Origin of the sequence: Pseudomonas monachiensis (assembly GCF_047345015.1) — a bacterium.
Taxonomy (GTDB): domain Bacteria; phylum Pseudomonadota; class Gammaproteobacteria; order Pseudomonadales; family Pseudomonadaceae; genus Aquipseudomonas; species Aquipseudomonas monachiensis.
In genome coordinates this window covers 1,045,404-1,068,289 of record NZ_CP178857.1, presented here as the reverse complement: position 1 = coordinate 1,068,289, position 22,886 = coordinate 1,045,404, and the positions used below count along the sequence as shown (strand labels likewise).

At 61.0% G+C, this 22,886-nt stretch carries 21 protein-coding genes; 11 read left to right on the top strand and 10 right to left on the bottom strand.

Annotated features, from left to right (window positions below; genetic code table 11):
* Positions 1–152 precede the first annotated feature (152 nt).
* The 5 genes from lon (at position 153) to cmoB (ending at position 5,686) form a co-directional block, all read left to right on the top strand.
* The gene (gene lon, locus ACMDB8_RS04700) at positions 153–2,570 is read left to right on the top strand and encodes an endopeptidase La (protein ID WP_409078261.1); all 2,418 of its coding nucleotides are present in this window, start codon (positions 153–155) and stop codon (positions 2,568–2,570) included.
* A gap of 216 nt (positions 2,571–2,786) precedes the next feature.
* Complete coding sequence (locus ACMDB8_RS04695) at positions 2,787–3,179, top strand: protease inhibitor I42 family protein (RefSeq protein WP_056721165.1); 393 nt, start codon at positions 2,787–2,789, stop codon at positions 3,177–3,179.
* A 2-nt stretch (positions 3,180–3,181) separates the two neighbouring features.
* Positions 3,182–3,823, top strand: coding sequence for a lysoplasmalogenase (locus ACMDB8_RS04690; protein ID WP_409078337.1), 642 nt, complete (start codon positions 3,182–3,184; stop codon positions 3,821–3,823).
* A gap of 130 nt (positions 3,824–3,953) precedes the next feature.
* The gene (gene cmoA / locus ACMDB8_RS04685; protein WP_409078262.1) at positions 3,954–4,733 is read left to right on the top strand and encodes a carboxy-S-adenosyl-L-methionine synthase CmoA; all 780 of its coding nucleotides are present in this window, start codon (positions 3,954–3,956) and stop codon (positions 4,731–4,733) included.
* The gene (gene cmoB / locus ACMDB8_RS04680) at positions 4,730–5,686 is read left to right on the top strand and encodes a tRNA 5-methoxyuridine(34)/uridine 5-oxyacetic acid(34) synthase CmoB (protein ID WP_056721170.1); all 957 of its coding nucleotides are present in this window, start codon (positions 4,730–4,732) and stop codon (positions 5,684–5,686) included. The genes cmoA and cmoB overlap by 4 nt, the downstream gene beginning before the upstream one ends.
* A gap of 45 nt (positions 5,687–5,731) precedes the next feature.
* Here cmoB and tadA read toward each other — a convergent pair whose 3' ends face one another.
* Both tadA and ACMDB8_RS04670 read right to left on the bottom strand, forming a co-directional pair.
* Positions 5,732–6,229: a tRNA adenosine(34) deaminase TadA gene (tadA, locus tag ACMDB8_RS04675; RefSeq protein WP_056722278.1), complete on the bottom strand. Its 498-nt coding sequence runs from the start codon at positions 6,227–6,229 to the stop codon at positions 5,732–5,734.
* Positions 6,229–7,605 (bottom strand): multicopper oxidase family protein, encoded by a 1,377-nt coding sequence (locus tag ACMDB8_RS04670; RefSeq protein WP_409078263.1) that lies wholly within the window; start codon positions 7,603–7,605, stop codon positions 6,229–6,231. Before ACMDB8_RS04670 ends, tadA begins: the two co-directional genes overlap by 1 nt.
* Positions 7,606–7,861: 256 nt before the next feature.
* Here ACMDB8_RS04670 and ACMDB8_RS04665 point away from each other — a divergent pair, with 256 nt between their 5' ends.
* Positions 7,862–10,825, top strand: a complete 2,964-nt coding sequence (locus tag ACMDB8_RS04665) for a dermonecrotic toxin domain-containing protein (protein WP_409078264.1) — start codon at positions 7,862–7,864, stop codon at positions 10,823–10,825.
* Positions 10,826–10,904: 79 nt separating this feature from the next.
* On the opposite strand, the gene guaA is transcribed toward ACMDB8_RS04665, so the two are convergent.
* The 8 genes from guaA to ACMDB8_RS04625 form a co-directional block, all read right to left on the bottom strand.
* Positions 10,905–12,482 (bottom strand): glutamine-hydrolyzing GMP synthase, encoded by a 1,578-nt coding sequence (gene guaA / locus ACMDB8_RS04660; protein ID WP_008053207.1) that lies wholly within the window; start codon positions 12,480–12,482, stop codon positions 10,905–10,907.
* A gap of 99 nt (positions 12,483–12,581) precedes the next feature.
* Positions 12,582–14,051, bottom strand: a complete 1,470-nt coding sequence (guaB, locus tag ACMDB8_RS04655; RefSeq protein ID WP_008053208.1) for an IMP dehydrogenase — start codon at positions 14,049–14,051, stop codon at positions 12,582–12,584.
* 218 nt (positions 14,052–14,269) lie between these two features.
* Positions 14,270–14,818, bottom strand: coding sequence for a hypothetical protein (locus ACMDB8_RS04650; protein WP_046040989.1), 549 nt, complete (start codon positions 14,816–14,818; stop codon positions 14,270–14,272).
* Between the two features lie 117 nt (positions 14,819–14,935).
* A complete protein-coding gene (gene purT / locus ACMDB8_RS04645) occupies positions 14,936–16,117 on the bottom strand; it encodes a formate-dependent phosphoribosylglycinamide formyltransferase (RefSeq protein WP_056721196.1) in 1,182 nt (393 codons plus the stop codon).
* A gap of 87 nt (positions 16,118–16,204) precedes the next feature.
* Positions 16,205–16,672: a VUT family protein gene (locus ACMDB8_RS04640; protein ID WP_056721198.1), complete on the bottom strand. Its 468-nt coding sequence runs from the start codon at positions 16,670–16,672 to the stop codon at positions 16,205–16,207.
* 135 nt (positions 16,673–16,807) lie between these two features.
* Positions 16,808–17,023 carry a DUF1289 domain-containing protein gene (locus ACMDB8_RS04635; protein WP_056721201.1) on the bottom strand — a complete coding sequence of 72 codons (216 nt, stop codon included), beginning with the start codon at positions 17,021–17,023 and terminating at the stop codon, positions 16,808–16,810.
* Positions 17,020–17,544, bottom strand: a complete 525-nt coding sequence (locus tag ACMDB8_RS04630) for a gamma carbonic anhydrase family protein (RefSeq protein WP_056721203.1) — start codon at positions 17,542–17,544, stop codon at positions 17,020–17,022. Before ACMDB8_RS04630 ends, ACMDB8_RS04635 begins: the two co-directional genes overlap by 4 nt.
* Before the next feature lie 72 nt (positions 17,545–17,616).
* On the bottom strand, positions 17,617–18,216 hold the full coding sequence (locus ACMDB8_RS04625) for a CoA pyrophosphatase (protein WP_056721205.1): 600 nt from the start codon (positions 18,214–18,216) through the stop codon (positions 17,617–17,619).
* Between the two features lie 147 nt (positions 18,217–18,363).
* On the opposite strand from ACMDB8_RS04625, the gene ACMDB8_RS04620 reads away from it, so the two are divergent.
* The 5 genes from ACMDB8_RS04620 to ACMDB8_RS04600 all read left to right on the top strand — a co-directional run bounded on the left by ACMDB8_RS04620 (position 18,364) and on the right by ACMDB8_RS04600 (position 22,741).
* A complete protein-coding gene (locus ACMDB8_RS04620) occupies positions 18,364–18,915 on the top strand; it encodes an NUDIX hydrolase (RefSeq protein WP_056721207.1) in 552 nt (183 codons plus the stop codon).
* Between the two features lie 121 nt (positions 18,916–19,036).
* Complete coding sequence (locus ACMDB8_RS04615; protein WP_007982819.1) at positions 19,037–19,540, top strand: L,D-transpeptidase family protein; 504 nt, start codon at positions 19,037–19,039, stop codon at positions 19,538–19,540.
* 294 nt (positions 19,541–19,834) lie between these two features.
* Complete coding sequence (locus ACMDB8_RS04610) at positions 19,835–20,566, top strand: GntR family transcriptional regulator (protein WP_223542200.1); 732 nt, start codon at positions 19,835–19,837, stop codon at positions 20,564–20,566.
* A 65-nt stretch (positions 20,567–20,631) separates the two neighbouring features.
* Positions 20,632–21,738: an N-acetylglucosamine-6-phosphate deacetylase gene (gene nagA / locus ACMDB8_RS04605; RefSeq protein ID WP_409078265.1), complete on the top strand. Its 1,107-nt coding sequence runs from the start codon at positions 20,632–20,634 to the stop codon at positions 21,736–21,738.
* Entirely contained in the window at positions 21,719–22,741 is a 1,023-nt protein-coding gene (locus ACMDB8_RS04600) for an SIS domain-containing protein (RefSeq protein ID WP_156385694.1), read from the top strand. The genes nagA and ACMDB8_RS04600 overlap by 20 nt, the downstream gene beginning before the upstream one ends.
* Positions 22,742–22,886: the final 145 nt, after the last annotated feature.

Sequence of the window (22,886 nt, the reverse complement as noted above, 5' to 3'; positions counted from 1 at the left end):
CCCTCCCACATTTTGACCGCGCACGGCCATGGTTCAGCTAACCTGTCTCTGCGCTGAACACGCCTTCGAAACACGGCATTGCAGAAAATGACCGTTGAAACCACCGCCAACCTGCCCCATCTAAGACCCATACCCATTGCGCAGGTACCCCCATGAGCGACCAGCAGGAATTCCCCGAAGACCCGAGCGAATACGCCGATCCGGAAAACGCCACACAGCACAAACCTGGTAAAGGCCTGGCCCTGCCTGGCCAGAACCTGCCGGACAAGGTCTACATCATCCCGATTCACAATCGCCCGTTCTTCCCGGCCCAAGTGCTGCCGGTCATCGTCAACGAAGAACCGTGGGCCGAAACCCTGGACCTGGTGGCCAAGTCCGAACACCACTCCCTGGCCCTGTTCTACATGGACACGCCCCTGGAAGACCCGCGCCACTTCGACACCTCGGCCCTGCCGCTCTACGGCACCCTGGTCAAGGTGCACCACGCCAGCCGCGAAAACGGCAAGCTGCAATTCGTCGCCCAGGGCCTGACCCGCGTCCGCCTCAAGACCTGGCTCAAGCATCACCGCCCGCCGTACCTGGTGGAAGTCGAATACCCGCACCAGCCCACCGAGCCGACCGACGAGGTCAAGGCCTACGGCATGGCGCTGATCAATGCGATCAAGGAACTGCTGCCGCTCAACCCGCTGTACAGCGAAGAGCTGAAGAACTACCTCAACCGCTTCAGCCCCAACGATCCGTCGCCGCTGACCGACTTCGCCGCCGCGCTGACATCGGCCACCGGCAGCGAGCTGCAGGAAGTGCTCGACTGCGTGCCAATGCTCAAGCGCATGGAAAAAGTCCTGCCGATGCTGCGCAAGGAAGTCGAGGTCGCGCGCCTGCAAAAAGAGATTTCCGCCGAAGTTAATCGCAAGATCGGCGAACATCAGCGCGAGTTCTTCCTCAAGGAACAACTCAAGGTCATCCAGCAGGAGCTGGGGCTGACCAAGGACGACCGCAGTGCCGACCTCGAACAGTTCGAGCAGCGGCTGGTGGGCAAAGTCCTGCCGACGCAGGTGCAGAAACGCCTCGAAGAGGAAATGAACAAGCTGTCGATCCTCGAAACCGGCTCGCCGGAGTATGCGGTGACCCGCAATTACATCGACTGGGCGACCTCGGTGCCCTGGGGCGTGTACGGCGAGGACAAACTCGACCTCAAGCACGCGCGCAAGGTGCTGGACAAACACCACGCAGGCCTGGACGACATCAAGGACCGCATCCTCGAATTTCTCGCAGTCGGCGCTTATAAAGGCGAAATCAGCGGCTCCATCGTGCTGCTGGTCGGCCCGCCGGGCGTTGGTAAAACCAGCGTCGGCAAATCCATCGCCGAATCCCTGGGCCGGCCGTTCTACCGCTTCAGCGTTGGCGGCATGCGCGACGAAGCCGAGATCAAGGGTCATCGCCGCACCTACATCGGCGCACAACCGGGCAAACTGGTTCAGGCGTTGAAAGACGTCGAAGTGATGAACCCGGTGATCATGCTCGACGAGATCGACAAGATGGGCCAGAGCTACCAGGGCGACCCGGCCTCAGCACTGCTGGAAACCCTTGATCCGGAGCAGAACGTCGAGTTCCTCGACCACTATCTGGACCTGCGGATGGACCTGTCGAAGGTGCTGTTCGTCTGCACCGCCAACACTCTCGACTCGATCCCTGTCCCGTTACTGGACCGGATGGAAGTGATTCGTCTGTCGGGCTACATCACCGAAGAAAAAGTCGCCATCGCCAAGCGTCACCTGTGGCCCAAGCAGCTTGAGAAAGCCGGTGTGTCCAAGGGCAGCCTGAGCATCACCGACAGTGCGCTCAAGGCGTTGGTCGACGGTTATGCCCGTGAAGCCGGCGTGCGCCAGCTGGAAAAAAACCTCGGCAAACTGGTGCGCAAAGCGGTGATGAAACTGCTCGACGACCCAAAGGCGGTGATCAAGCTCGGCCCGAAAGACCTCGAAACGTCCCTCGGCAAACCGGTGTTCCGCAACGAGCAGGTGCTGTCGGGTGTCGGCGTGATCACCGGCCTTGCCTGGACCAGCATGGGCGGCGCCACCTTGCCGATCGAAGCCACGCGCATCCATACCCTCAACCGTGGCTTCAAGCTCACCGGGCAGTTGGGTGACGTGATGAAAGAGTCGGCGGAAATCGCCTACAGCTACGTCAGCTCGCACCTGAAGTCCTTTGGCGGCGATCCGAAGTTCTTCGACGAAGCCTTCGTTCACCTGCACGTGCCGGAAGGCGCCACCCCGAAAGACGGCCCGAGCGCTGGCGTGACCATGGCCAGCGCCCTGCTATCGCTGGCGCGCAACCAGCCGCCGAAAAAAGGCGTGGCCATGACCGGCGAACTGACGTTGACCGGCCATGTACTGCCGATTGGCGGCGTGCGGGAAAAAGTGATTGCGGCGCGGCGGCAGAAGATTTTCGAACTGATTCTGCCGGAGGCCAACCAGGGCAATTTCGAGGAGCTGCCGGAGTATCTGAAGGAAGGCATTACCGTGCACTTTGCCAAGCGCTTTGCGGATGTGGCGAAGGTGTTGTTCTGATGCTCGTGTAGCGCCTGTACTGCCGTCTTCGCGGGCAAGCCCGCTCCCACAGGGATTGAGGGTGCACACAAGTTTTGTGACCGACTCAATTACCTGTGGGAGCGGGCTTGCCCGCGAAGGCGTCAGTCCTGACACCACTGTCCAGGCTGACTGTCACACTTTGTCTCATCTCGGTTATGCTCGCCGTTCGTCGTGAACGCCGGAGCCCCTGAATCCATGTCCCCCATTCGCCTGCTTGCCCCCCTCGCCCTCGCCTTGCTGGCCGGATGCGCCACGCAACCTGCACACAACGTGACCGTGGAAAAACAAAGCGAATGTCCGGTGCGGCTCAGCAACGGGCAAAACCTGATCCTGACCCTGCCTAGCAATCCGACCACGGGCTATCGCTGGGCGATCCAGGATTCGGCCGGCGGCGTACTGCACCCCCTGGGGCCAGAGGTTTATCGAAATCCGGAAGATGCCGGCATCGTCGGCGCGGCCGGGGTCTCGACCTGGCGCTTTCAGGCTTTTGCGCCCGGCAGCGGGCGTTTGCGTTTAACTTCGCAACAACCATGGGCGCCGGAAGTGCTGCCGGTGGATTCGTTCGACTGCGCGATCTCGGTCAACTGACCGTGGGCTGGCTGATTCTGGCGCTGATGGGCGCGGTGACCTTCCTTTATGGCTTGAGCGTGCATGCGTCATTGCTGTGCCTGCTGGTCAAGCCGCTGCCGGTGTTGGCCCTGCTCGGCTGGCTGCACGACGCACCGCCCGGCGAATATCGGCGCTGGATCAGCCTGGGGTTGATTTTTTCCCTGGTCGGCGATGTGTTGCTGGCCTGGCCGGGGGATTTGTTTGTGTTTGGGCTGGGCGCGTTTCTGGTCGCGCATCTGGCTTATCTCAAGGCTTATCTGAGCGATTGCCGACGCCTGGCCGTGCTGCCGCTGGTGCTGGCCCTCGGTGTCGGCGCCGTCTTGCTGGGGATTCTGATTTCCAACGGCCTCGGCCCATTGCTGGTGCCCGTGATTGTCTATGGCACGGCGATCAGCGCCATGCTCTGGCGCGCCCTGGCCCGACTCGGCACCGACGTGCCCAAGCGTTCGGCGTTGTTGGCGGCGGCAGGTGCAGTGGCGTTCGTGTTCTCCGACAGCGTAATCGGCATCAGCCGGTTTGTGGCGCCGTTTGATGCGGCGCCTTATGTGATCATCCTCAGTTACTGGCTGGGGCAATGGGGTATCACTGCCTCGGCTTTCAGCAAAAAAACGCAATCAGCATGAGAAAAAGATCGCAGCCTGCGGCAGCTCCTACAGGGATCGCATTCCCAGGGTAGGAGCTGCCGCAGGCTGCGATCTTTTGATTTGGCGGTTTATCAGACAACCCGCGCATCCCCGCGCCAACTTGGCTAAAATGCCGGCCTTTTCCAACTACACCGCTGGAACCGCCGTGAGCAAAGAACCCGATCGCCTTTTCGCCCAGCCTTTGGCCCAGGTGCCTGACTTCGCCTTCAACGAAGACGTGGTGCGGGTGTTCCCGGACATGATCAAGCGCTCGGTACCGGGTTATCCGACCATTGTCGAAAACCTCGGCGTGCTCGCTGCCCAGTTCGCCCAGCCCAATAGCGTGTTGTACGACCTGGGCTCGTCCCTGGGGGCCGTGACCCAGGCCCTGCGCCGGCATGTGCGCACCGACGGTTGCCGCGTCATTGCTGTGGATAACTCCGCGGCCATGGTCGAACGCTGCCGCGAGTACCTCAACGGGCAGGATTCGATGTTCCAGGAGTTGCTGCCGGTGGAAGTGATCGAGGGCGATATCCTCGCGCTGGAGTTCCAGCCGGCCTCGGTGGTCGCGCTGAACTTCACCCTGCAATTCATCGCCCCGGACCAACGCACGGCGTTGCTGTCGCGCATCCGTCAGTCGCTGTTGCCCGGCGGTGCGCTGATCCTCTCGGAAAAACTGCGCTTCGAAGACGAGCAGGAGCACGCGTTGCTCACCGACCTGCACATTGCCTTCAAACGCGCCAACGGCTACAGCGAGCTGGAAATCGCCCAGAAGCGCAGCGCCATCGAAAACGTCATGAAGCCCGACAGCCTCGAAGAACACTGCGAACGCCTGCTGGCCGCCGGGTTCTCGAAAGTCGTGCCGTGGTTCCAGTGTCTTAACTTTGCCTCGTTGATTGCCTTGCCATGATTGATCTGTCTCCCCTCGCCCGCCGTCTGGCCGGTACTCCGCTGGCCGATTGGGCCAACACCCTGCAAGCGCAACTCGACAAGAAAATGGAAAAGGGCCACGGCGACCTGGAGCGCTGGCAAAGCGCGCTGGACGCCCTGCCGAAGATCCAGCCGAGCGAAGTCGACTTGCTCAATGGCTTGAAACTGGACACCGATTGCGACGAAGAAACCCGCGCACAGATGCGCACCGCGCTGATGGGCCTGTCGCCATGGCGCAAGGGGCCGTTCGACCTGTTCGGCGTGCACGTCGACACTGAATGGCGCTCGGACTGGAAATGGTCGCGGGTCGCCCCGCACCTGGACCTGAAGGGCAAGCGCATCCTCGATGTCGGCTGCGGCAACGGCTATTACATGTGGCGCATGCTCGGCGCCGGCGCCAACAGCGTGATCGGTGTCGATCCGAACTGGCTGTTCTTCTGCCAATTCCAGGCGGTACAACGCTACCTGTCCGAGCCGAATGCCTGGCACCTGCCCTTCCCGTTCGAAGACCTGCCGCCGAACCTCGAAGGTTTCGACACAGTGTTTTCCATGGGGGTGTTCTACCACCGCCGTTCGCCCATCGAGCATTTGCTGGCGCTGAAGGATTGCCTGGTCAAGGGCGGGGAACTGGTGCTGGAAACCCTGGTGGTCGAAGGCGACAAGCATCAGGTGCTGGTACCGGAAGACCGCTACGCGCAGATGCGTAATGTGTGGTTCCTGCCGTCGGTGCCGGCGCTGGAGCTGTGGCTGCGCCGTGCCGGGTTCACGGATGTGAAGTGCGTGGACGTCAGCACCACCACGGTCGAGGAACAGCGCGGGACGGAGTGGATGAAGTATCAGTCGCTCAGTGATTTCCTCGATCCAGAGGATCACAGCAAGACCGTTGAAGGGCTGCCGGCGCCGATGCGGGCGGTGATTGTGGCGCGTAAGTAAACCCCAATCCCCCGATCAACGGAGATCAAAATGTGGATACGGTGTTCAGTCTGCAGGTTTTGCGCGCCGGGCCTTGAAGAATTCGCTGAGCACCGCCCCGCACTCCTGCGCCAACACCCCGCCTTCATACAACACCCGGTGATTCAAAAATCCCTGGGTAAAGAACTGCCCCTGGCTCTGCACAATCCCGGCTTTCGGCTCCAGCGCCCCGTACACCACCCGCGCAATCCGCGAATGCACGATCAGGCCTGCGCACATGCTGCACGGCTCCAGCGTCACATACAGCGTGCTGCCCGGCAGGCGATAGTTGCTAACCGCCTGGGCGGCGGCGCGGATGGCGACCATTTCGGCGTGAGCGCTCGGATCGCTGCCAGTGATCGGACAGTTGAAGCCGCGACCGATGATCTCTCCATCTTGCACCAGCACCGCGCCCACCGGCACTTCGCCTAGGGCTGCGCCTTGGGCTGCCAGTGCCAGGGCCTCACGCATGAATTCGCGATCACGGCTGCGGTCGATGATGGCGGCGGGACGAATCTGACGCATCATGCCACCTCGATGGCGGCCATCAGGCCGGTTTCCATGTGGTCGATCACATGGCAGTGGAACATCCAGACACCCGGGTTATCCGCCACCAGCGCTACCTGCGCGCGCTCGTTCTTGCCCAGCAGGTAGGTGTCGGTGAAATACGGAATGACCTTGTGCCGGTTCGAGGCGATGACCTTGAAACTCATGCCGTGCAGGTGAATCGGGTGCTGGTACTGAGTCATGTTCTTCAATTCGAAAATGTAGCTCTTGCCTTTCTCGAGCCTGGCAATCGGGCGGTCGGTGCAGGTCTTGTCGGTGATGTCCCAGGCCTTGCCGTTGATCTGCCACAGGCTCGGCGGCTTGCCGTTGTCGACGTTGACCGACACCGAACCAACCCATTCGAAATTGAAGTTGAGTTTCTCGGCATTGGCCAGGTCCGGCTCGGCAATCGGGTTGGCCGGCAGTGCCGGCGGCCACTCGGTCGGCGCATCGGTGTTGGCCACCGAACGGAACGTGCCCAGGCGCACCGGGCCGTTGCGCAGCGACAACTCCTCACCGGCCGGCGGGGCCTTGATCGCCAGGCAAATGCGCATGCCCGGACCAAGCCAGTATTCCTTGCCCAATGGTCGTGGCTCGATCGGGTTGCCGTCCAGCGCATAGATCTGCGCTTCGACGCCGGGAATGTTCAGGCGATAAGTCAGGGTGTTGTCGAGGTTGAGCAGGCGTACACGGGTGATCTGCCCGGCCGGCAGGTCGATCACCGCTTGCGGCACGCCATTGATGGTCGCCAGGCGCCCCGCCGTACCGCCACGGGCCGCTTCACGGGGGATGCTGAACTCGACGAAATTACCGACGTCGTCGACATGCCAGCTCTTGAGGCTCAAGGTCTTTTCATACTTGAACCCGGTCGGCTCGCGTTCCTCGATGATCAAAGGGCCGACCAGGCCACGACCGAGCTCCTCACTGCTGTTCACATGCGGGTGATACCAGTAGCTGCCGGCATCCGGCACGCGGAATTTGTAGTCGAAGTATTCACCCGGCAGCACCGGCAATTGCGACACGTAAGGCACACCGTCCATTTCCAGCGGCAGGCGGATGCCGTGCCAGTGAATGGTGGTGGCGACCGGCAGATGGTTGATGAAGCGCACCCGCAGCCATTCACCCTGGCGCACCCGCAATTCGGTGCCCGGCGCCGACGGACCGAAGGCCCAGGCCAGGGTCTTGTGCCCCGCTACCAGTTCGACGTCCAGCGGCGCCGCGATCAGCTCGTAGTCGTGGCCCGCCTCGGCGTCAGCCATCTTGCCCAGCCAGTAACGCGACGCGCCCCCGGCACCGACACCAACGACAACAAGACCGGCCAGGCCACCGAGGATTTGGCGACGGGTAAACGACATGAACTCAACTACCTCACGTTTCAGCGACAGGCCCGGGGGCCCGCAAAAGGCGAATACGATACACCCGCAGTTGTGAAAGAAACAGCAAAGAGGGCGCGGCGGCGGGCCGCAGCGGGACCGCAATCTGTTCGGCACCTCCTCTGACAGCACCGATCCATCAATACCTGACACCGTGCGCCGTCATTCCTACAGATCCGGCTGTAGTCCGCGGGCATAGTGCCGACTTCAAACCCATCTATTTCTCAAGGAGAGAGAAATGAATTCTTCAGATACAAACTCACAATTCCTACTTCCCAACCCCGAGGACGTGCAGGCCCTCAAAGACCTGGTGACTCCGTTCGTGGAAGCGTGCCCCGACATGCACGACATGGCCCATATCGAAGCCCAGGGCATTCTCGACAAGTACGGCATCCGGCACATCGATCCGGACCAGATCTGGTGGCACCGTTTCGACAACACCTCGGTGACCAGCACCAAGGCCTTCCTGTTCTGGGAACACTACCCCAAGCCCATTGAGTCGCTGACTTTGCCGCAGTTGGTGATCCAGCGCTTTCAAGCCCATGACCAGGACAACGCCGACCTGCTGGACAGTGACGGCGGTTTCTACAACGAGGGAGCGAACGCCCGGATCTACAACGAAACCAACGAAGTGAAGATGTATCCGAGTAAGGTCATCAAGGACCTGTGGCGCATCAATTTTCACGACCGCTACTGGGACAAGATGAGCGCCTTCTGGCGCCGGCATTCGGACAACTTCCGAACCCTGGCCAAGCTCAACTTCATTTCCAAGGCGCTGGAGGAACACGACGGCTCACGCCTGAGCAACGAGAACCTCAAGACCGTGCTCAAGGCCGTGGCCGGCCATCTCTCCTGGCCCATCACCCTCGATTTGCTCCACGCCCATGAGCCGCCTGCCGAAGGGTTGCGGGTCGCGCCGTTGTACATCGGCAACTACCGTGCCTGCGACATACTGCGCATCATCGACCGCCAGGGTCGGCAGATCCTGTATACACCTGGCGAAACAGATGCCTTCCATGTGTTCGAAACCTCCCATGACCTGCACTGGTGGCTGCTGTGCCAGAACAATCACCCGGACAATCGCGCCCGGTTCATGGCGCACTTTCCACTGTCGGCGCAACAACAGGACGGCGACAACGTCGGCCTGAATCACACCATCGACCTGTTGTATTCGACCTGGGGCAAATACGACAGCAGCCTGTTCGATCAGGACGCACCTGACATCAACGTTGACACCTTCAGCTGGATCCGTGACTCGGTCAGGGAGCGTATGTTCGACGATGCCGATCTGTCCCTGCGCTCCAATGGCGACCTACGGGAAAAAATGTGGGTCGGCTACCTGAGCACCGTCACCCGCCTCTTTGGGGCCATGGCCGTGGCGGGCTGGCCGGTGGCCCTGGCGGCCGTCGGCGCCGGCCTGGCCAACATCGGCCTGAACATCGACCAGGCCGTCAACGGGAAGAATGCCCAAGATCGCAAGGCCGGTGTGCTCGGCGCCATCTCCAGCAGCATCGAAACCCTCTTCAATGCACTGGCGCTCGGCGGCTCGGCCGAAATAGCGGAGGTCGATGAAGCCAACGATGAGTTCACCCCCCAGGAGAACCTCGCCGACGAAATCGAACACCCCACTGGCGCCCCGCCGAAAATCACTGTCGCCGCCCCTGGCCGGGCCTATGTGCTGGAAGGTGAAAACCCGCTGGCTCCGTTCGAGACCAATGAAGTACTCGATGGGATGGAGGTCGTGGCCGACGAAGGCCAATACCGCAACGTTTACCAAACACCAAGAGGCGAAAATTACATCCGAATCGACAATTCCTACTACCTGGTGCGCTACGTCAACGAAATGAAGACCTGGGTGATCATCGACCCCGCCAACCCGTTTTCTTTTTTCCGCAACCTGCCGGTTCGCTTGAACGCCGAGGGTGAATGGGAACTCCTGACCCGGCCCGGGCTGTATGGCGGCGGTAAAATTTTCGGACGCTGGCCATGGGGGCGGACGCCAGATCCTTTGCCCGACGTAGCCAGCCCCACCACGGCTTATGACGTGCCCCAGGCGCTGCGGACTGAGTTGCAGCCGTACGTCAGTACCGTTGACGCTAACTCTCTGCGTGCACTCAGTGACGATTTCGATGACATTTCTAATCCCGGCGGCCCCCTGGTGCAGTTCAAAGCCCTGAGAAAAACCTTGTATCGAGACGCTCAGGCCTACTACCAAAACCTCCCGGAACTGCCCCCGAGGCCAACTGTTCCGAACTTTGGCCCGGTGAACCGAACCAAGGACATCATCAAGGCACTGTACAAAGAATCACCCTCCCTGGTGATCGGCGAAAGCCACTCCAGCGTTGGCAGCAAACAGTTCCTGATTGAGAACATGGGGACACTCGCCAAGCAGCAGGTCAAGACGCTGTACATGGAGCATCTGTTCAACGACTTTCACCAGGTGGATCTGGATATTTTCAATAGCGATGGCGTCCTCTCGGAAGATCTGGAGAGCTACCTCAACAATCTGGACAAGGGTCACCACACCGACCCCACTGGCCGTTTTACCTTTCTGAAAGTGGTCAAGGCTGCACGCAAAAACCACATTCGCGTGCAGGCGATCGACTGCGCTGCCAGCTATCGCGTCGAAAACATGCATGAAGTAACCCCCTTCCACAGGCACAAAATGATGAATTTCTTCAGCAAGATCATCATTGAAAGTGACCAGGCTGCCAAAGGCCCCCATCGCTGGATTGCACTGGTTGGCAATACCCACTCCAATACCTGGGAAGGGGTCGCGGGCATCAGTGAACTGGAAGGTGGCATCGGACTGCGGGTAAAAAGTGCCGAGATCGCCCAGCCCACGAGCATTGAGCCAGATCCGGGAGAATCCGGAAGCAGCGGTACGGACACCACCGTATACATCGTCAAGAACGACCTGCTCCTGAAAGTGGAATCCCCCGAGCTTGCCAGGGAACTGGTACTCGAGGCTGCACTCAATCAACCGGGCATGCTCAGCATCGAGAAGTACGGCAACCAGCTCGAATTGGTTCACCGCGCCCGCGACGGCTCACTGGTACGCACACTCATCCACGCCGACGCCACAGGCGTGTACATCGAGCGCCCACAGTGGGGCAGCATCAATTGCAAGCGATTTGCCAGCCTGGCCGACCTTTCGGATGCACTGCGCCGCAACGGCTTGAAACCCACACGCATCCCCTGAAACGCAAGAAGCCCCGGGTCTCTCGACCCGGGGCTTCTTGGCATAATCGATTTGAGCCTGGCTTCACAGGCTCATACGATCATTCCCACTCAATGGTCGCCGGCGGCTTGCTCGACACGTCGTAGGTGACGCGGGAGATGCCTTCGATTTCATTGATGATGCGGCCGCTGACGGTTTCCAGCAGTTCGTAAGGCAGGTGTGCCCAACGCGCGGTCATGAAGTCGATGGTTTCCACGGCACGCAGGGCCACGACCCAGGCGTAACGACGGCCATCGCCCACCACGCCAACCGATTTCACCGGCTGGAACACCACGAATGCCTGGCTGACCTTGTGGTACCAGTCGGCCTTGCGCAGTTCTTCGATGAAGATGTGGTCGGCACGACGCAGCAGGTCGGCGTATTCCTTCTTCACTTCACCGAGGATGCGCACGCCCAGGCCCGGGCCCGGGAACGGGTGACGGTAGACCATGTCGTACGGCAGGCCCAGTTCCAGGCCCAGACGACGGACTTCGTCCTTGAACAGCTCGCGCAATGGTTCAACCAGCTTGAGGTTCATTTCTTCCGGCAGGCCGCCCACGTTGTGGTGCGACTTGATCACGTGGGCCTTGCCGCTTTTCGCGCCAGCCGACTCGATCACGTCCGGGTAGATGGTGCCCTGGGCCAGGTACTTGATGTTGTCGAGCTTGCAGGATTCGGCATCGAACACGTCGATGAAGGTACGGCCGATGATCTTGCGCTTCTTCTCCGGGTCGGCTTCGCCGGCCAGGTTGCCCAGGAACTGCTCTTCAGCGTTGGCGCGGATCACCTTGACGCCCATGTTCTCGGCGAACATGGCCATCACTTGCTCGCCTTCGTGCAGGCGCAGCAGGCCGTTGTCGACGAATACGCAAGTCAGCTGGTCGCCGATGGCCTTGTGCAGCAGCGCGGCAACCACGGACGAGTCCACACCGCCGGACAGGCCGAGCAGGACGTTGTCGGTGCCGACCTGGGCGCGAACCTGGGCGATGGCGTCTTCAGCGATTTTCGACGGAGTCCACAGTGCTTCACACTCGCAGATGTCGAGGATGAAACGCGACAGGATGCGACCGCCCTGCTTGGTGTGGGTCACTTCCGGGTGGAACTGCACGCCGTAGTAACGACGCTCGTCGCTGAACATGCCGGCAATCGGGCAGCTCGGGGTGCTGGCCAGGATGTGGAAGTCTTCCGGCATGCGGGTGACCTTGTCACCGTGACTCATCCATACGTCGAGGCCGAACAGGCCATCGGCGTCGATGTGGTCTTCGATGCCGTCGAGCAGGCGGCTCTTGCCGACCACGTCAACGCGGGCATAGCCGAACTCACGCAGCTCGGAACCTTCAACCTTGCCGCCCAGTTGCTCGGCCATGGTCTGCATGCCGTAGCAGATACCGAAGACCGGCACGCCCAGATCGAAAACCGCTTGCGGGCAGCGCGGGCTGTTGGCTTCGTGAACCGACTCCGGGCCGCCGGCGAGGATGACGCCTTTAGGGGCGAATTCGCGGATCGCATCTTCGTCCATGTCGAACGGGTGCAGTTCGCAGTACACGCCGATTTCACGCACGCGGCGGGCGATCAGCTGGGTGTACTGGGAACCGAAGTCGAGGATCAGGATGCGGTGGGCGTGAATGTCGAGGGCCATGATTCAGTCTCGTCTAAAAAATTCGGAAACAGTCGTGATTCAGAAACAACTCGGGGCTGAATAAAACAGCCCCGGTTGCTTAGCTTGTTGCTTGAAGGCTCAACCTACGCGGTAGTTTGGCGCTTCTTTGGTGATCTGCACGTCGTGAACGTGGGATTCGGCCATGCCGGCGCCGGTGATCCGCACGAACTCAGGCTTGGTGCGCATCTCTTCGATGTCGGCACTGCCGGTGTAGCCCATCGAGGAGCGCAGGCCGCCCATCAGCTGATGGATGATCGCGCTCAGGGTGCCCTTGTACGGAACACGCCCTTCGATGCCTTCCGGAACCAGCTTCTCGGCGCCTGCCGAGGAGTCCTGGAAGTAACGGTCGGAGGAACCTTGGGCCTGGGACATGGCGCCCAGCGAACCCATGCCGCGATAAGCCTTGTACGAACGACCCTGGAACAGTTCGATCTCGCCCGGCGCTTCTTCGGTACCGGCGAACATCGAGCCCATCATCACGCAGGAAGCACCGGCCACGATGGCCTTGGACAGGTCACCGGAGAAACGGATGCCGCCGTCGGCGATCAACGGTACGCCAGTGCCTTCAAGGGCAGCGGCGACGTTGGCGATGGCACTGATTTGCGGCACACCGACACCGGCGACGATACGGGTGGTGCAGATCGAGCCAGGGCCGATACCGACCTTGACTGCGTCAGCGCCAGCTTCGGCCAGGGCCTTGGCGGCAGCGCCGGTGGCGATGTTGCCGCCGATGACCTGCACTTCAGGGAAGTTCTGCTTGACCCAGCGAACGCGGTCGATCACGCCCTTGGAGTGACCGTGAGCGGTGTCGACCACCACCACGTCAACGCCGGCGGCGACCAGTGCAGCAACGCGGTCACCGGTGTCTTTACCGGTGCCGACTGCAGCACCAACACGCAGACGACCTTGATCGTCCTTGCTGGCCAGCGGGTAAGCCTTGGCTTTTTCGATGTCGTTGACGGTCATCATGCCCTTGAGGGCGAATTTGTCGTCGACGATCAGCACGCGTTCGATGCGGTGCTTGTGCAGCAATTCACGCACATCGTTCTTGTCGGCGCCTTCCTTGACCGTGACCAGACGCTCTTTAGGCGTCATCACTTCACGGACAGTGGCTTCCAGACGGTTCTCGAAACGCACGTCACGGGAGGTGACAATGCCGACCAGGTCGCCATTGTGCAGCACCGGAACGCCGGAGATGTTGTGCATGCGGGTCAGTTCGAACAATTCGCGCACGGTGGCGTCGGCGACGATGGTGATCGGATCCTTGACCACACCGGCTTCGTAACGCTTGACCTTGCGGACTTCGGCAGCTTGCTGCTCGATGGTCATGTTCTTGTGGATGATACCGATACCACCTTCCTGAGCCATGGCGATTGCCAGACGGGCTTCAGTGACGGTGTCCATGGCGGCGGAGACCAGTGGAATATTCAGCTCGATGCCACGGGTAAGGCGGGTCTTGAGACTGACTTCGTTAGGAAGCACCTCGGAATAACCGGGCACTAGGAGAATGTCGTCGAATGTCAGAGCTTCTTGGCTGATACGCAGCATCGCGGGGGCTCCCGAGCGGGAAAATGGAAGCGCGCCATTATAGTCAGACACCCCCTCGGGTTCAATGTAAAACTCTGTCTATTATCGATGTTACAGATATACGGGGATTTGGGCTTTTCGTAGGAGCTGCCGAAGGCTGCGATCTTTTGACTTTGATTTTCACAAAACAAGATCAAAAGATCGCAGCCTGCGGCAGCTCTTACAGGGGAATACGGCGTTTAGAGTTCGACTTTCACCCAACTGACCGGCTGATCGAGCCAATCGGCGAACTCATCGATAAAGCTCTGCTTGAACCCGGCTTCGGCCCAGTTATTGAAGATGAAACCGAGGTTGGAGAAGCCGCATTCCTGCAGGAACAGAAAGCCGTTGATGTCGTCTTCATGCCCGCATTCGGGGCAGGTGAAGTTGTCGGTGCGCCCCGGCATCCAGTCTTCCAGGCTTTCGAACAGGGCTTCACCCACTTCCTTGCGGCACTCGGCGCAGCCCGCCTCTTCAAGGAAACCCTTGGCTGGCGTATAGATGCAGCGCTTGGTGATGATCTCCAGGCCATTGATCGGCTCGCCGAACGGCAGGGCTTCGGGGTGCAGGACCACTGCGCGGGCACCGTCGGCGATGGCGTGGGCCATGCGATTGCCGGTGCGGCCACAGGTGGTCAGCTCTTCCTCGATGATGTTCTTGCGCACCAGCCAGCGCACGACGGCCCGGGCCCGGGGTTCGTGTACCGGCAGGGTGGAGATTTTCGGGACGATGATGCTTTGGGAATTCATGAGGTACAGGCCTGGAGCTTTAATAAAGGAACTTGAGCATTCACAAATTATAGGTCGACCCGTAAAGTCGGGCCGGACCACTGAACCTGTGGGTTACAGACCTGCCCGAGAGAGTTTTTACAGCTCTACGACAACCGCCTGCGAAGCACGGGTCGCCTTGGCGCGGGCGGCTTCGATCGATTCGTCGCGGGCCAGGGCCACGCCCATGCGGCGCTGGCCGTTGACTTCAGGCTTGCCGAACAGGCGCAGCGCGGTATCCGGTTCGCTCAAGGCAGCACCCAGGTTGGCGAAAGCGGTCTGGGTCGACTGCCCTTCCACCAGGATCACCGCCGAGGCCGAAGGCCCGAACTGACGGATCAACGGGATCGGCAGGCCCAGAATCGCGCGGGCATGCAGGGCGAACTGCGACAGGTCCTGGGAGATCAGGGTCACCAGGCCGGTGTCATGCGGGCGCGGCGAGACTTCACTGAACCACACCTGATCGCCCTTGATGAACAGCTCGACGCCGAACAGACCACGGCCACCCAAGGCTTCGGTCACAGCCTTGGCGACACGCTCGGATTCAGCCAAGGCAACCGGGCTCATGGCTTGTGGCTGCCAGGATTCCTGATAGTCGCCCTTCTCCTGACGGTGGCCGACCGGTGCGCAGAAGGTGGTGCCGCCGACGTGGCGCACGGTCAGCAGGGTGATTTCGTAGTCGAAATCGATGAAACCTTCGATGATCACCCGACCTTTACCGGCACGGCCGCCTTCCTGGGCGTAGTCCCAGGCTTTCTGCACGTCATCGATGCTGCGCAGCAGGCTCTGGCCCTTGCCCGAGGAACTCATGACCGGCTTGACCACGCATGGAAAACCGAGGTCTTCAACGGCTTTGCTGTAGTCCTCGAAAGTATCGGCGAAGTGGTACGGCGAGGTTGGCAGGTCCAGCTCTTCAGCGGCCAGGCGACGGATGCCTTCGCGGTTCATGGTTAATTGCGCGGCACGGGCGGTCGGGATCACGTTGAAGCCTTCGGCTTCCAGCTCCACCAGGGTCGCGGTGGCGATGGCTTCGATTTCCGGGACGATGAAATGCGGTTTCTCGGCTTCGATCACGGCGCGCAAGGCAGCACCGTCGAGCATGTTGATCACGTGGCTGCGGTGCGCCACCTGCATGGCCGGCGCATTGGCGTAGCGGTCCACGGCAATCACTTCAACGCCCAGGCGTTGCAGCTCGATCACCACTTCCTTGCCCAACTCGCCACAGCCACACATCAATACGCGGGTCGCGGTGGGCGACAATGGGGTTCCGATACGGGTCATCTGAAGGTCCTCAAGGAGCGGATCATCGAGGGACGCGTCGCCATGCGCGCTTCCCATGGGGAGAAAGCGCGGCATTTTACATGAACTTCAGCTGACGACAGCCTGTTTGCGCAGGCGCCAGGCCATGATCAGCCACACGGCGGTGACCCCGGCGAACTTCGAACCCAGGGCGGTGAGGATCACCCCCGGCGTCAGGGCGTCGATCATGCCGAAAAAGATAAAGGTATCGAGGGGGATGCTCAGGGCCGAACTTATCCACAGACGGTCGTGCAGCGGGCGTTTGGTGATGCTGAACACCAGCCAGTCGATGCACTCGGATACCGCGAACGCCGTGGCGCTGGCCAGGGCGATGGACGGATCGGAGGTAACATAGGACAACACCAGCGCCACCAGCATCGCCGCGAGGGCGCCATGCCCGAATCGGGCTTGCACCATGTCGCGCAACACAAACACCAGCCCACCCCAGGCCGACCAGATGATGTCCAGGTGCGGCGCGGTGGAAAAGGCGTAGTTGATCAGCACGACGCTGCTGATGTAGGCGATCAGGAAGAGCATGGCGTGTACAAGTACCTGTCAATTTTGTGCACAGGGTACTTCAGCTGACCTCAAAGTCAAAAGATCGCAGCCTCCGGCAGCTCCTACAAGGATCGGTGTAGGAGCTGCCGGAGGCTGCGATCTTTTGATCTTCTATTACTGACCAGGCGTTTTGCCGATCATCCACACCAACCCACTGGACTTCGCCCGCTCATGACACAACCCAAGCACCTTGCGGCGTTCGTCGTTGTCCATGCGGCTCCAGCGGGTGATTTCTTCCACGGTACGTTGGCAACCGGTGCAGATGTCATCGTCATCCAGCGCACAAATGTTCACGCAGGGCGATGCAACCGGGCGTTCAGTGGCAGTCATTCTTCCTGCTCGGCCAGATCGCGGGCATAACGCTGCGAGTTGTGCACGTAGTGAACAGCACTCGCCTCCAGCATCTTGATCTGCGGCTCGGTCAATTCGCGCACCACTTTGCCAGGCGACCCCATGACCAGCGATCCATCCGGAATCTCCTTGCCTTCGCCGATCAGCGAGTTGGCGCCGATGATGCAGTTCTTGCCGATCTTCGCGCCATTGAGAATCACCGCGTTGATGCCGATCAGGCTGTAGTCGCCGACGGTACAGCCGTGGAGCATGGCGTTGTGGCCGATGGTCACGCCGGTGCCGATGGTCAGCGGGTAGCCCATGTCGGTGTGCATCACGGTGCCGTCCTGGACGTTGCTGTTCTTGCCGATCAGGATCAACTCGTTGTCGCCGCGCAATACGGCGTTGAACCAGACGTTGGCGCCCTCTTCCAGTTTGACCTTGCCCACCAGCACGGCATTGGGTGCGACCCAGCTCTGTGGATGGGTTTCGACGCGGGCGTCGCCCAGGCGGTATTTCATTGTGGTATTCCTCAAGGCTCAGGCAGGCTTTTTGTCAGCAAAATCAGGATTCAGGCCATTCGAACGATGGCTTCAGATATTGATAAAGCTTTTGGGAGGCTGATGCAGGCTGATTTTGGCGTCATACAGCAGGTTGATCAACTCGACGATCATGATCGCCGTCAGCCCCCAGATCTTGTATTCGCCAAAGCGATAGCTCGGCACGTACCAGCTGCGGCCCTGATAATCGATGCGATGGGTATGTTCGCGGGGGTCTTTGCGGAAGAACTCCAGGGGCACGCTGAACACCGCGGCGATCTCGGCGTCGTTGGCCCGGTATTCGACAAAATCCGGGATCACCCCGACATAGGGCGTGACCTTGATGCCATGCAGGCTGATCAACGGGCTGAGCGGGCCGATCACCTCGACCAGCCCGGGCGGCAGGCCGATCTCTTCTTCGGCTTCTCGCAGGGCGGTGAAAATCAGGTCAGGGTCTTCGGGGTCACGGCGTCCGCCGGGGAAGGCGACTTCGCCGCCATGGGTCGACAGGCCGCTGGCACGCAGGGTCAACACCAGCTCGGGCTCGTCACTGCGGGTGATGGGTACCAGCACCGCGGCCTCGGGAAAACGACGGTCGGTCTCCAGTATGCGTGGTGTGTGGTGACTAACCCGATGCAGTAGCTCGTCCAGCATGAGTGTTCTCGATCTGTGCCTTACCCGGCATCATGCACCAATCGCTGCGGTCGCCCAACCCCCGCAACCGCCCCATGTCGCGAAACGACAACTTGCCGACCGGCACTGCCGCACGCCAAGATAGGCGCAGCATTCAGGAACCCCAGCATGAAATTTTGCAGCCAGTGCGGTAACCCGGTGACCCAGCGCATTCCCGAAGGCGATTCGCGCCTGCGTTTTGTCTGCGACAGCTGTCACGCCATTCACTACCAGAACCCCAACATCGTCGCCGGTTGCGTGGCGACCTGGGGCACCAAGGTGTTGTTGTGCCGGCGGGCCATCGAGCCACGTCGCGGCTACTGGACCCTGCCCGCCGGTTTCATGGAGAACGGCGAGACCATCGAACAGGCCGCCATTCGCGAAACCGCCGAGGAAGCCTGCGCCCGGGTGCGCAACCTGAGCATCTATACCCTGATCGACGTGCCGCACATCAGCCAGGTGCATGTGTTCTTCCGTGCCACACTTGCGGACCTGGACTTTTCTGCCGGCCCCGAGAGCCTGGAAGTGCAACTATTCGACGAAGCGGACATTCCATGGGATGAGCTGGCTTTCCGCACGGTGGGCCGTACCTTAGAATGCTTCTTCGCTGACCGGCGGACCGAGGTCTATCCCGTTCGGTCTGAATCGATCCCGCCACTTGCTCAGCCTGCCATTATCTGATGTCATCGCGGCATCACTCAAAGGCGCCTAAAGACCGCCTGAACGCGGCACGAGCCTGCGGCAGCTCCTGCAAAAACTTCTATACATAAATAGTCGCGACACCTCCTGGGGAATCGTTTCAATGCGCTGGTTGCTTGCCCTGTTCTGTTTGTCGTTCGTCACGGTGTCCCAGGCTTCTGCCGTGGAAACCCTGGACGGCAAGGTCATCGAGAAGATTCTGATTCTCAAGTCTTCCCATCAATTGCAATTGATCAATGACGGCAAGCCGCTCAAGACCTATCGCATTTCCCTGGGCAAGCGTCCCAAGGGGCCCAAGCTGATGGAAGGCGACAAGCGCACCCCGGAAGGTTTCTACTGGGTCGACTGGCGCAAGATCAGCGACCGCTTCAACCTGGCGATGCACATTTCCTACCCGAACATCAGCGACTCTGCCCGCGCCCGTCGTGAAGGCGTCGAGCCCGGCGGCATGATCATGATCCACGGCACTCCGGACAGCGAAGACACGCCCGAAGACCTGTTCCACACCCTGGACTGGACCGACGGCTGCATCGCCATGCGCAACATGGACATGCGCGAAGTCTGGAACCTGGTGCCGGACGGCACGATGATCGAAATCCGCCCGTAATTCCCCACGACCATTGGTCGCCCGCAAAAAATAAATTCAAAAGATCGCAGCCTTCGGCAGCTCCTACAGGGTGAATACCATTTCGCTCTGTAGGAGCTGCCGCAGGCTGCGATCTTTGTCGCTTCAAAGCCCACCACTAATACCACTTCAAACCAACCTCCATTTCAAGCAGTCGACAAGGCAGCACTTCCTACACAAACAGCAAAGCTCCGGCGTTGACATGGTATTCAAGTGGTATTAGTTTTTGCCCATTCACGGGCAAAAACATTCCAATATCCGCCCCGGACACCCGCCATGAACGATCTCCAGGCCCTGCGCCCCGACGACACCCAACCCACGCCGTTGTACCTGCAACTGGCACGCAATCTGGAAGCGGCGATCCACGCCGGCCAGTGGAAAGCCGAGCAGGCGATGCCATCGGAACGCAATTTGAGCGAGGCGCTGGGCATCTCCCGCGTCACCGCCCGCAAGGCGCTGGAAGTGTTGTTCGAGCAAGGCCTGATCCGCCGCAACCAAGGCTCCGGCACCTTCATCACGCCGCGCCTCGAACAACCGTTGTCGCGTCTTTCCGGCTTCAGCGAAATGCTCCGCCTCAAGGGTTTCGTGCCCGGTTCGCAATGGCTGGAGCGGGAAATCACCCTGCCGACCCACGAAGAGTTGATCCGCCTCGGCCTGTCGCCCAACGACAAGGTTGCGCGCCTCAAACGCCTGCGCAAGGCCGACGACACGGTGATGGCCATCGAGATGAGCACCCTGCCCGCCTCGATCATTCCCAAGCCCCAGGCGGTGGGCGATTCCCTCTACGAATTCCTCGACGGCATCGGCAAGCCGGTGGTCCGCGCCCTGCAGCACATCCAGGCGATCAATGCCTCGGACGAGTTCGCCGCACTGGTGGGCATCACTCCTGGCACCGCCATGTTGCTGATGACCCGGGTCGGCTACCTCGAAGACAACACGCCCATCGAAGTCACCGACACCTATTGCCGTAACGACTACTACGACTTTGTCGCAGAGCTCCGCAGATAAAGAGCTTCGAAGATAAAGAGCTCCGTAGATAAAGAACTGCGTCGCCAAACACCGAGACCCCGATCATGTCCGAAGACAACATCCTCACCGCCCACGGCTGGGTTCGCGGCCGACTGGTGCACGAACACGGCAAAGTCGTGTCGATCGAAGGCCAGCCCTGCGATCCGGCGGACAATGACCTGCCCTACCTGCTGCCGGGTTTCATCGACCTGCACGTTCACGGCGGCGGCGGCAAAGACATCATGGAAGGCGCGCCGGCCTTCGAAACCATCACCCGTACCCACGTGCGCTTCGGCACCACGTCGCTGCTGGCCACCACCATGACCGCACCGAGCGAAGAAATCTCCAGCGTGCTCCAGGCCGTCGGCGAATTCTGTGAGCAGCGGCCCCAAGGCTGCGCCCGGGTGCTCGGCGTGCACCTCGAAGGCCCCTACATCAACCCCGGCAAACTCGGCGCGCAACCCAACTTCGCCCACACCGCGCTGATGGCCGAAGTCGAAGCGTACCTTGCGCTCGCGCCGATCCGTGTGATCACCATTGCCCCGGAAATCGCCGGTCACGACGCCTTGATCCGCGACCTCAGCAGCCGCGGCATCCGCATGCAGATCGGCCACACCCTGGGCAGTTATGAGGAAGGCGTGGCCGCGCTGGAGGCCGGCGCCAGCAGTTTCACCCACCTCTACAACGCCATGAGCCCTCTGCATCACCGCGAGCCCGGGATCGTCGGCGCAGCCTTGGCCCACGCCAAATACGCCGAACTGATCCCGGACTTGCTGCACGTGCACCCCGGCGCCATCCGCGTGGCCCTGCGCTCTATTCCGTGCCTGTATTGCGTCACCGATTCGACCGCCGCCGCCGGCATGCCCGACGGTGAATACAAGCTCGGCAGCCACACCGTGACCAAATGCCTGGGCGGCGTGCGCCTGCCCGACGGCACCCTGGCCGGCAGCACTCTGACCATGGATCAGGCCCTGCGCAACCTGGTGAAGATCGGCCTGCCCCTCGCCGAAGCCTCGCAGCGCCTGTCGCAATTCCCCGCCGACTACCTCGGCATCACCGAACGCGGGCGCCTGCAACCAGGGGCCTGGGCCGACTGCGTGCGGCTGGATCGCTCACTGAAACTGACCGCCGTGATGGTCGAAGGAGAAGACATTGACTTCAAAAATGCTTGAAGAGGCGCTGTCCTCGTTCGAGGCCGTGCAGGCCCAGTTGCAAAAACTCGACCCGCAGATGATTGAGATCGCCGGGCGCCTGCGTCGTCAGCCGCCGCAAGTGGCCATGACCGTGGCGCGCGGCAGCTCCGACCATGCCGCCAGTTACTTTGCCTACCTGACCATGCAACTGCTGGGCATCCCGGTGGCGTCGCTGCCGATGTCCGTGGTGACCATGCAGCAGGCGCCATTGAAGGTCAGTGGCCAGGTGGCATTCGCCTTTTCGCAATCGGGGCAAAGCCCGGACCTGGTCAACAGCCTGCGCCTGTTGCGCAAGCGCGGTGCCCTGAGCATTTCGCTGGTCAACGCCGAAGAGTCGCCACTGGAGGCCGCCTGTGAATTCAGCCTGCCACTGTGTGCCGGCACCGAAAGCAGCGTCGCCGCGACCAAGAGCTTTATCGCCACCCTCAGCGCCAGCGCCCGGCTGATTGGCCACTGGAAAGAAGACGCCGAATTGCTCGAGGCCGGCTCTGCCTTGCCCGATGGCCTGCGCCACGCCGCGCAACAGGACTGGAGCCCGGCCATCGACGCCCTGCGCGATTGTCAGCGGCTGATGGTGATCGGCCGTGGCGCCGGTTTCGCCATTGCCCAGGAAGCGGCGCTCAAGTTCAAGGAAACCTCGGCGATCCAGGCCGAAGCCTTCAGCAGCGCTGAAGTTCGTCACGGCCCGATGGCCTTGATCGGCGACAACTACCCGCTGCTGGTGTTTGCCCCACGGGGTGCCGAACAGGCCGGTCTGCTGAGCCTGGCCGCCGACATGCGCCAACGCGGCGCCCGTGTCCTGCTGGCCGCACCGGATGACGTGCTTGAACGCGACCTGACCCTGACCCGTGCCGAACACCCGGCCCTCGACCCGATTCTGGCGATCCAGAGTTTCTACGTGATGGCCGCCGGCCTGGCCGTGGCCCGTGGCATGGACCCGGACCAGCCACGGCACCTGAGCAAAGTGACACGCACCCATTGAGCCAGGGGTGCGAATTCCCCTGTAGGAGCTGTCGAGTGAAACGAGGCTGCGATCTTTTTAAAGACAAGATCAAAAGATCGCAGCCTTCGGCAGCTCCTACAGGGAGTGGGTTGATCCGAACCGTATTTTTTGATGAGACCGAGCC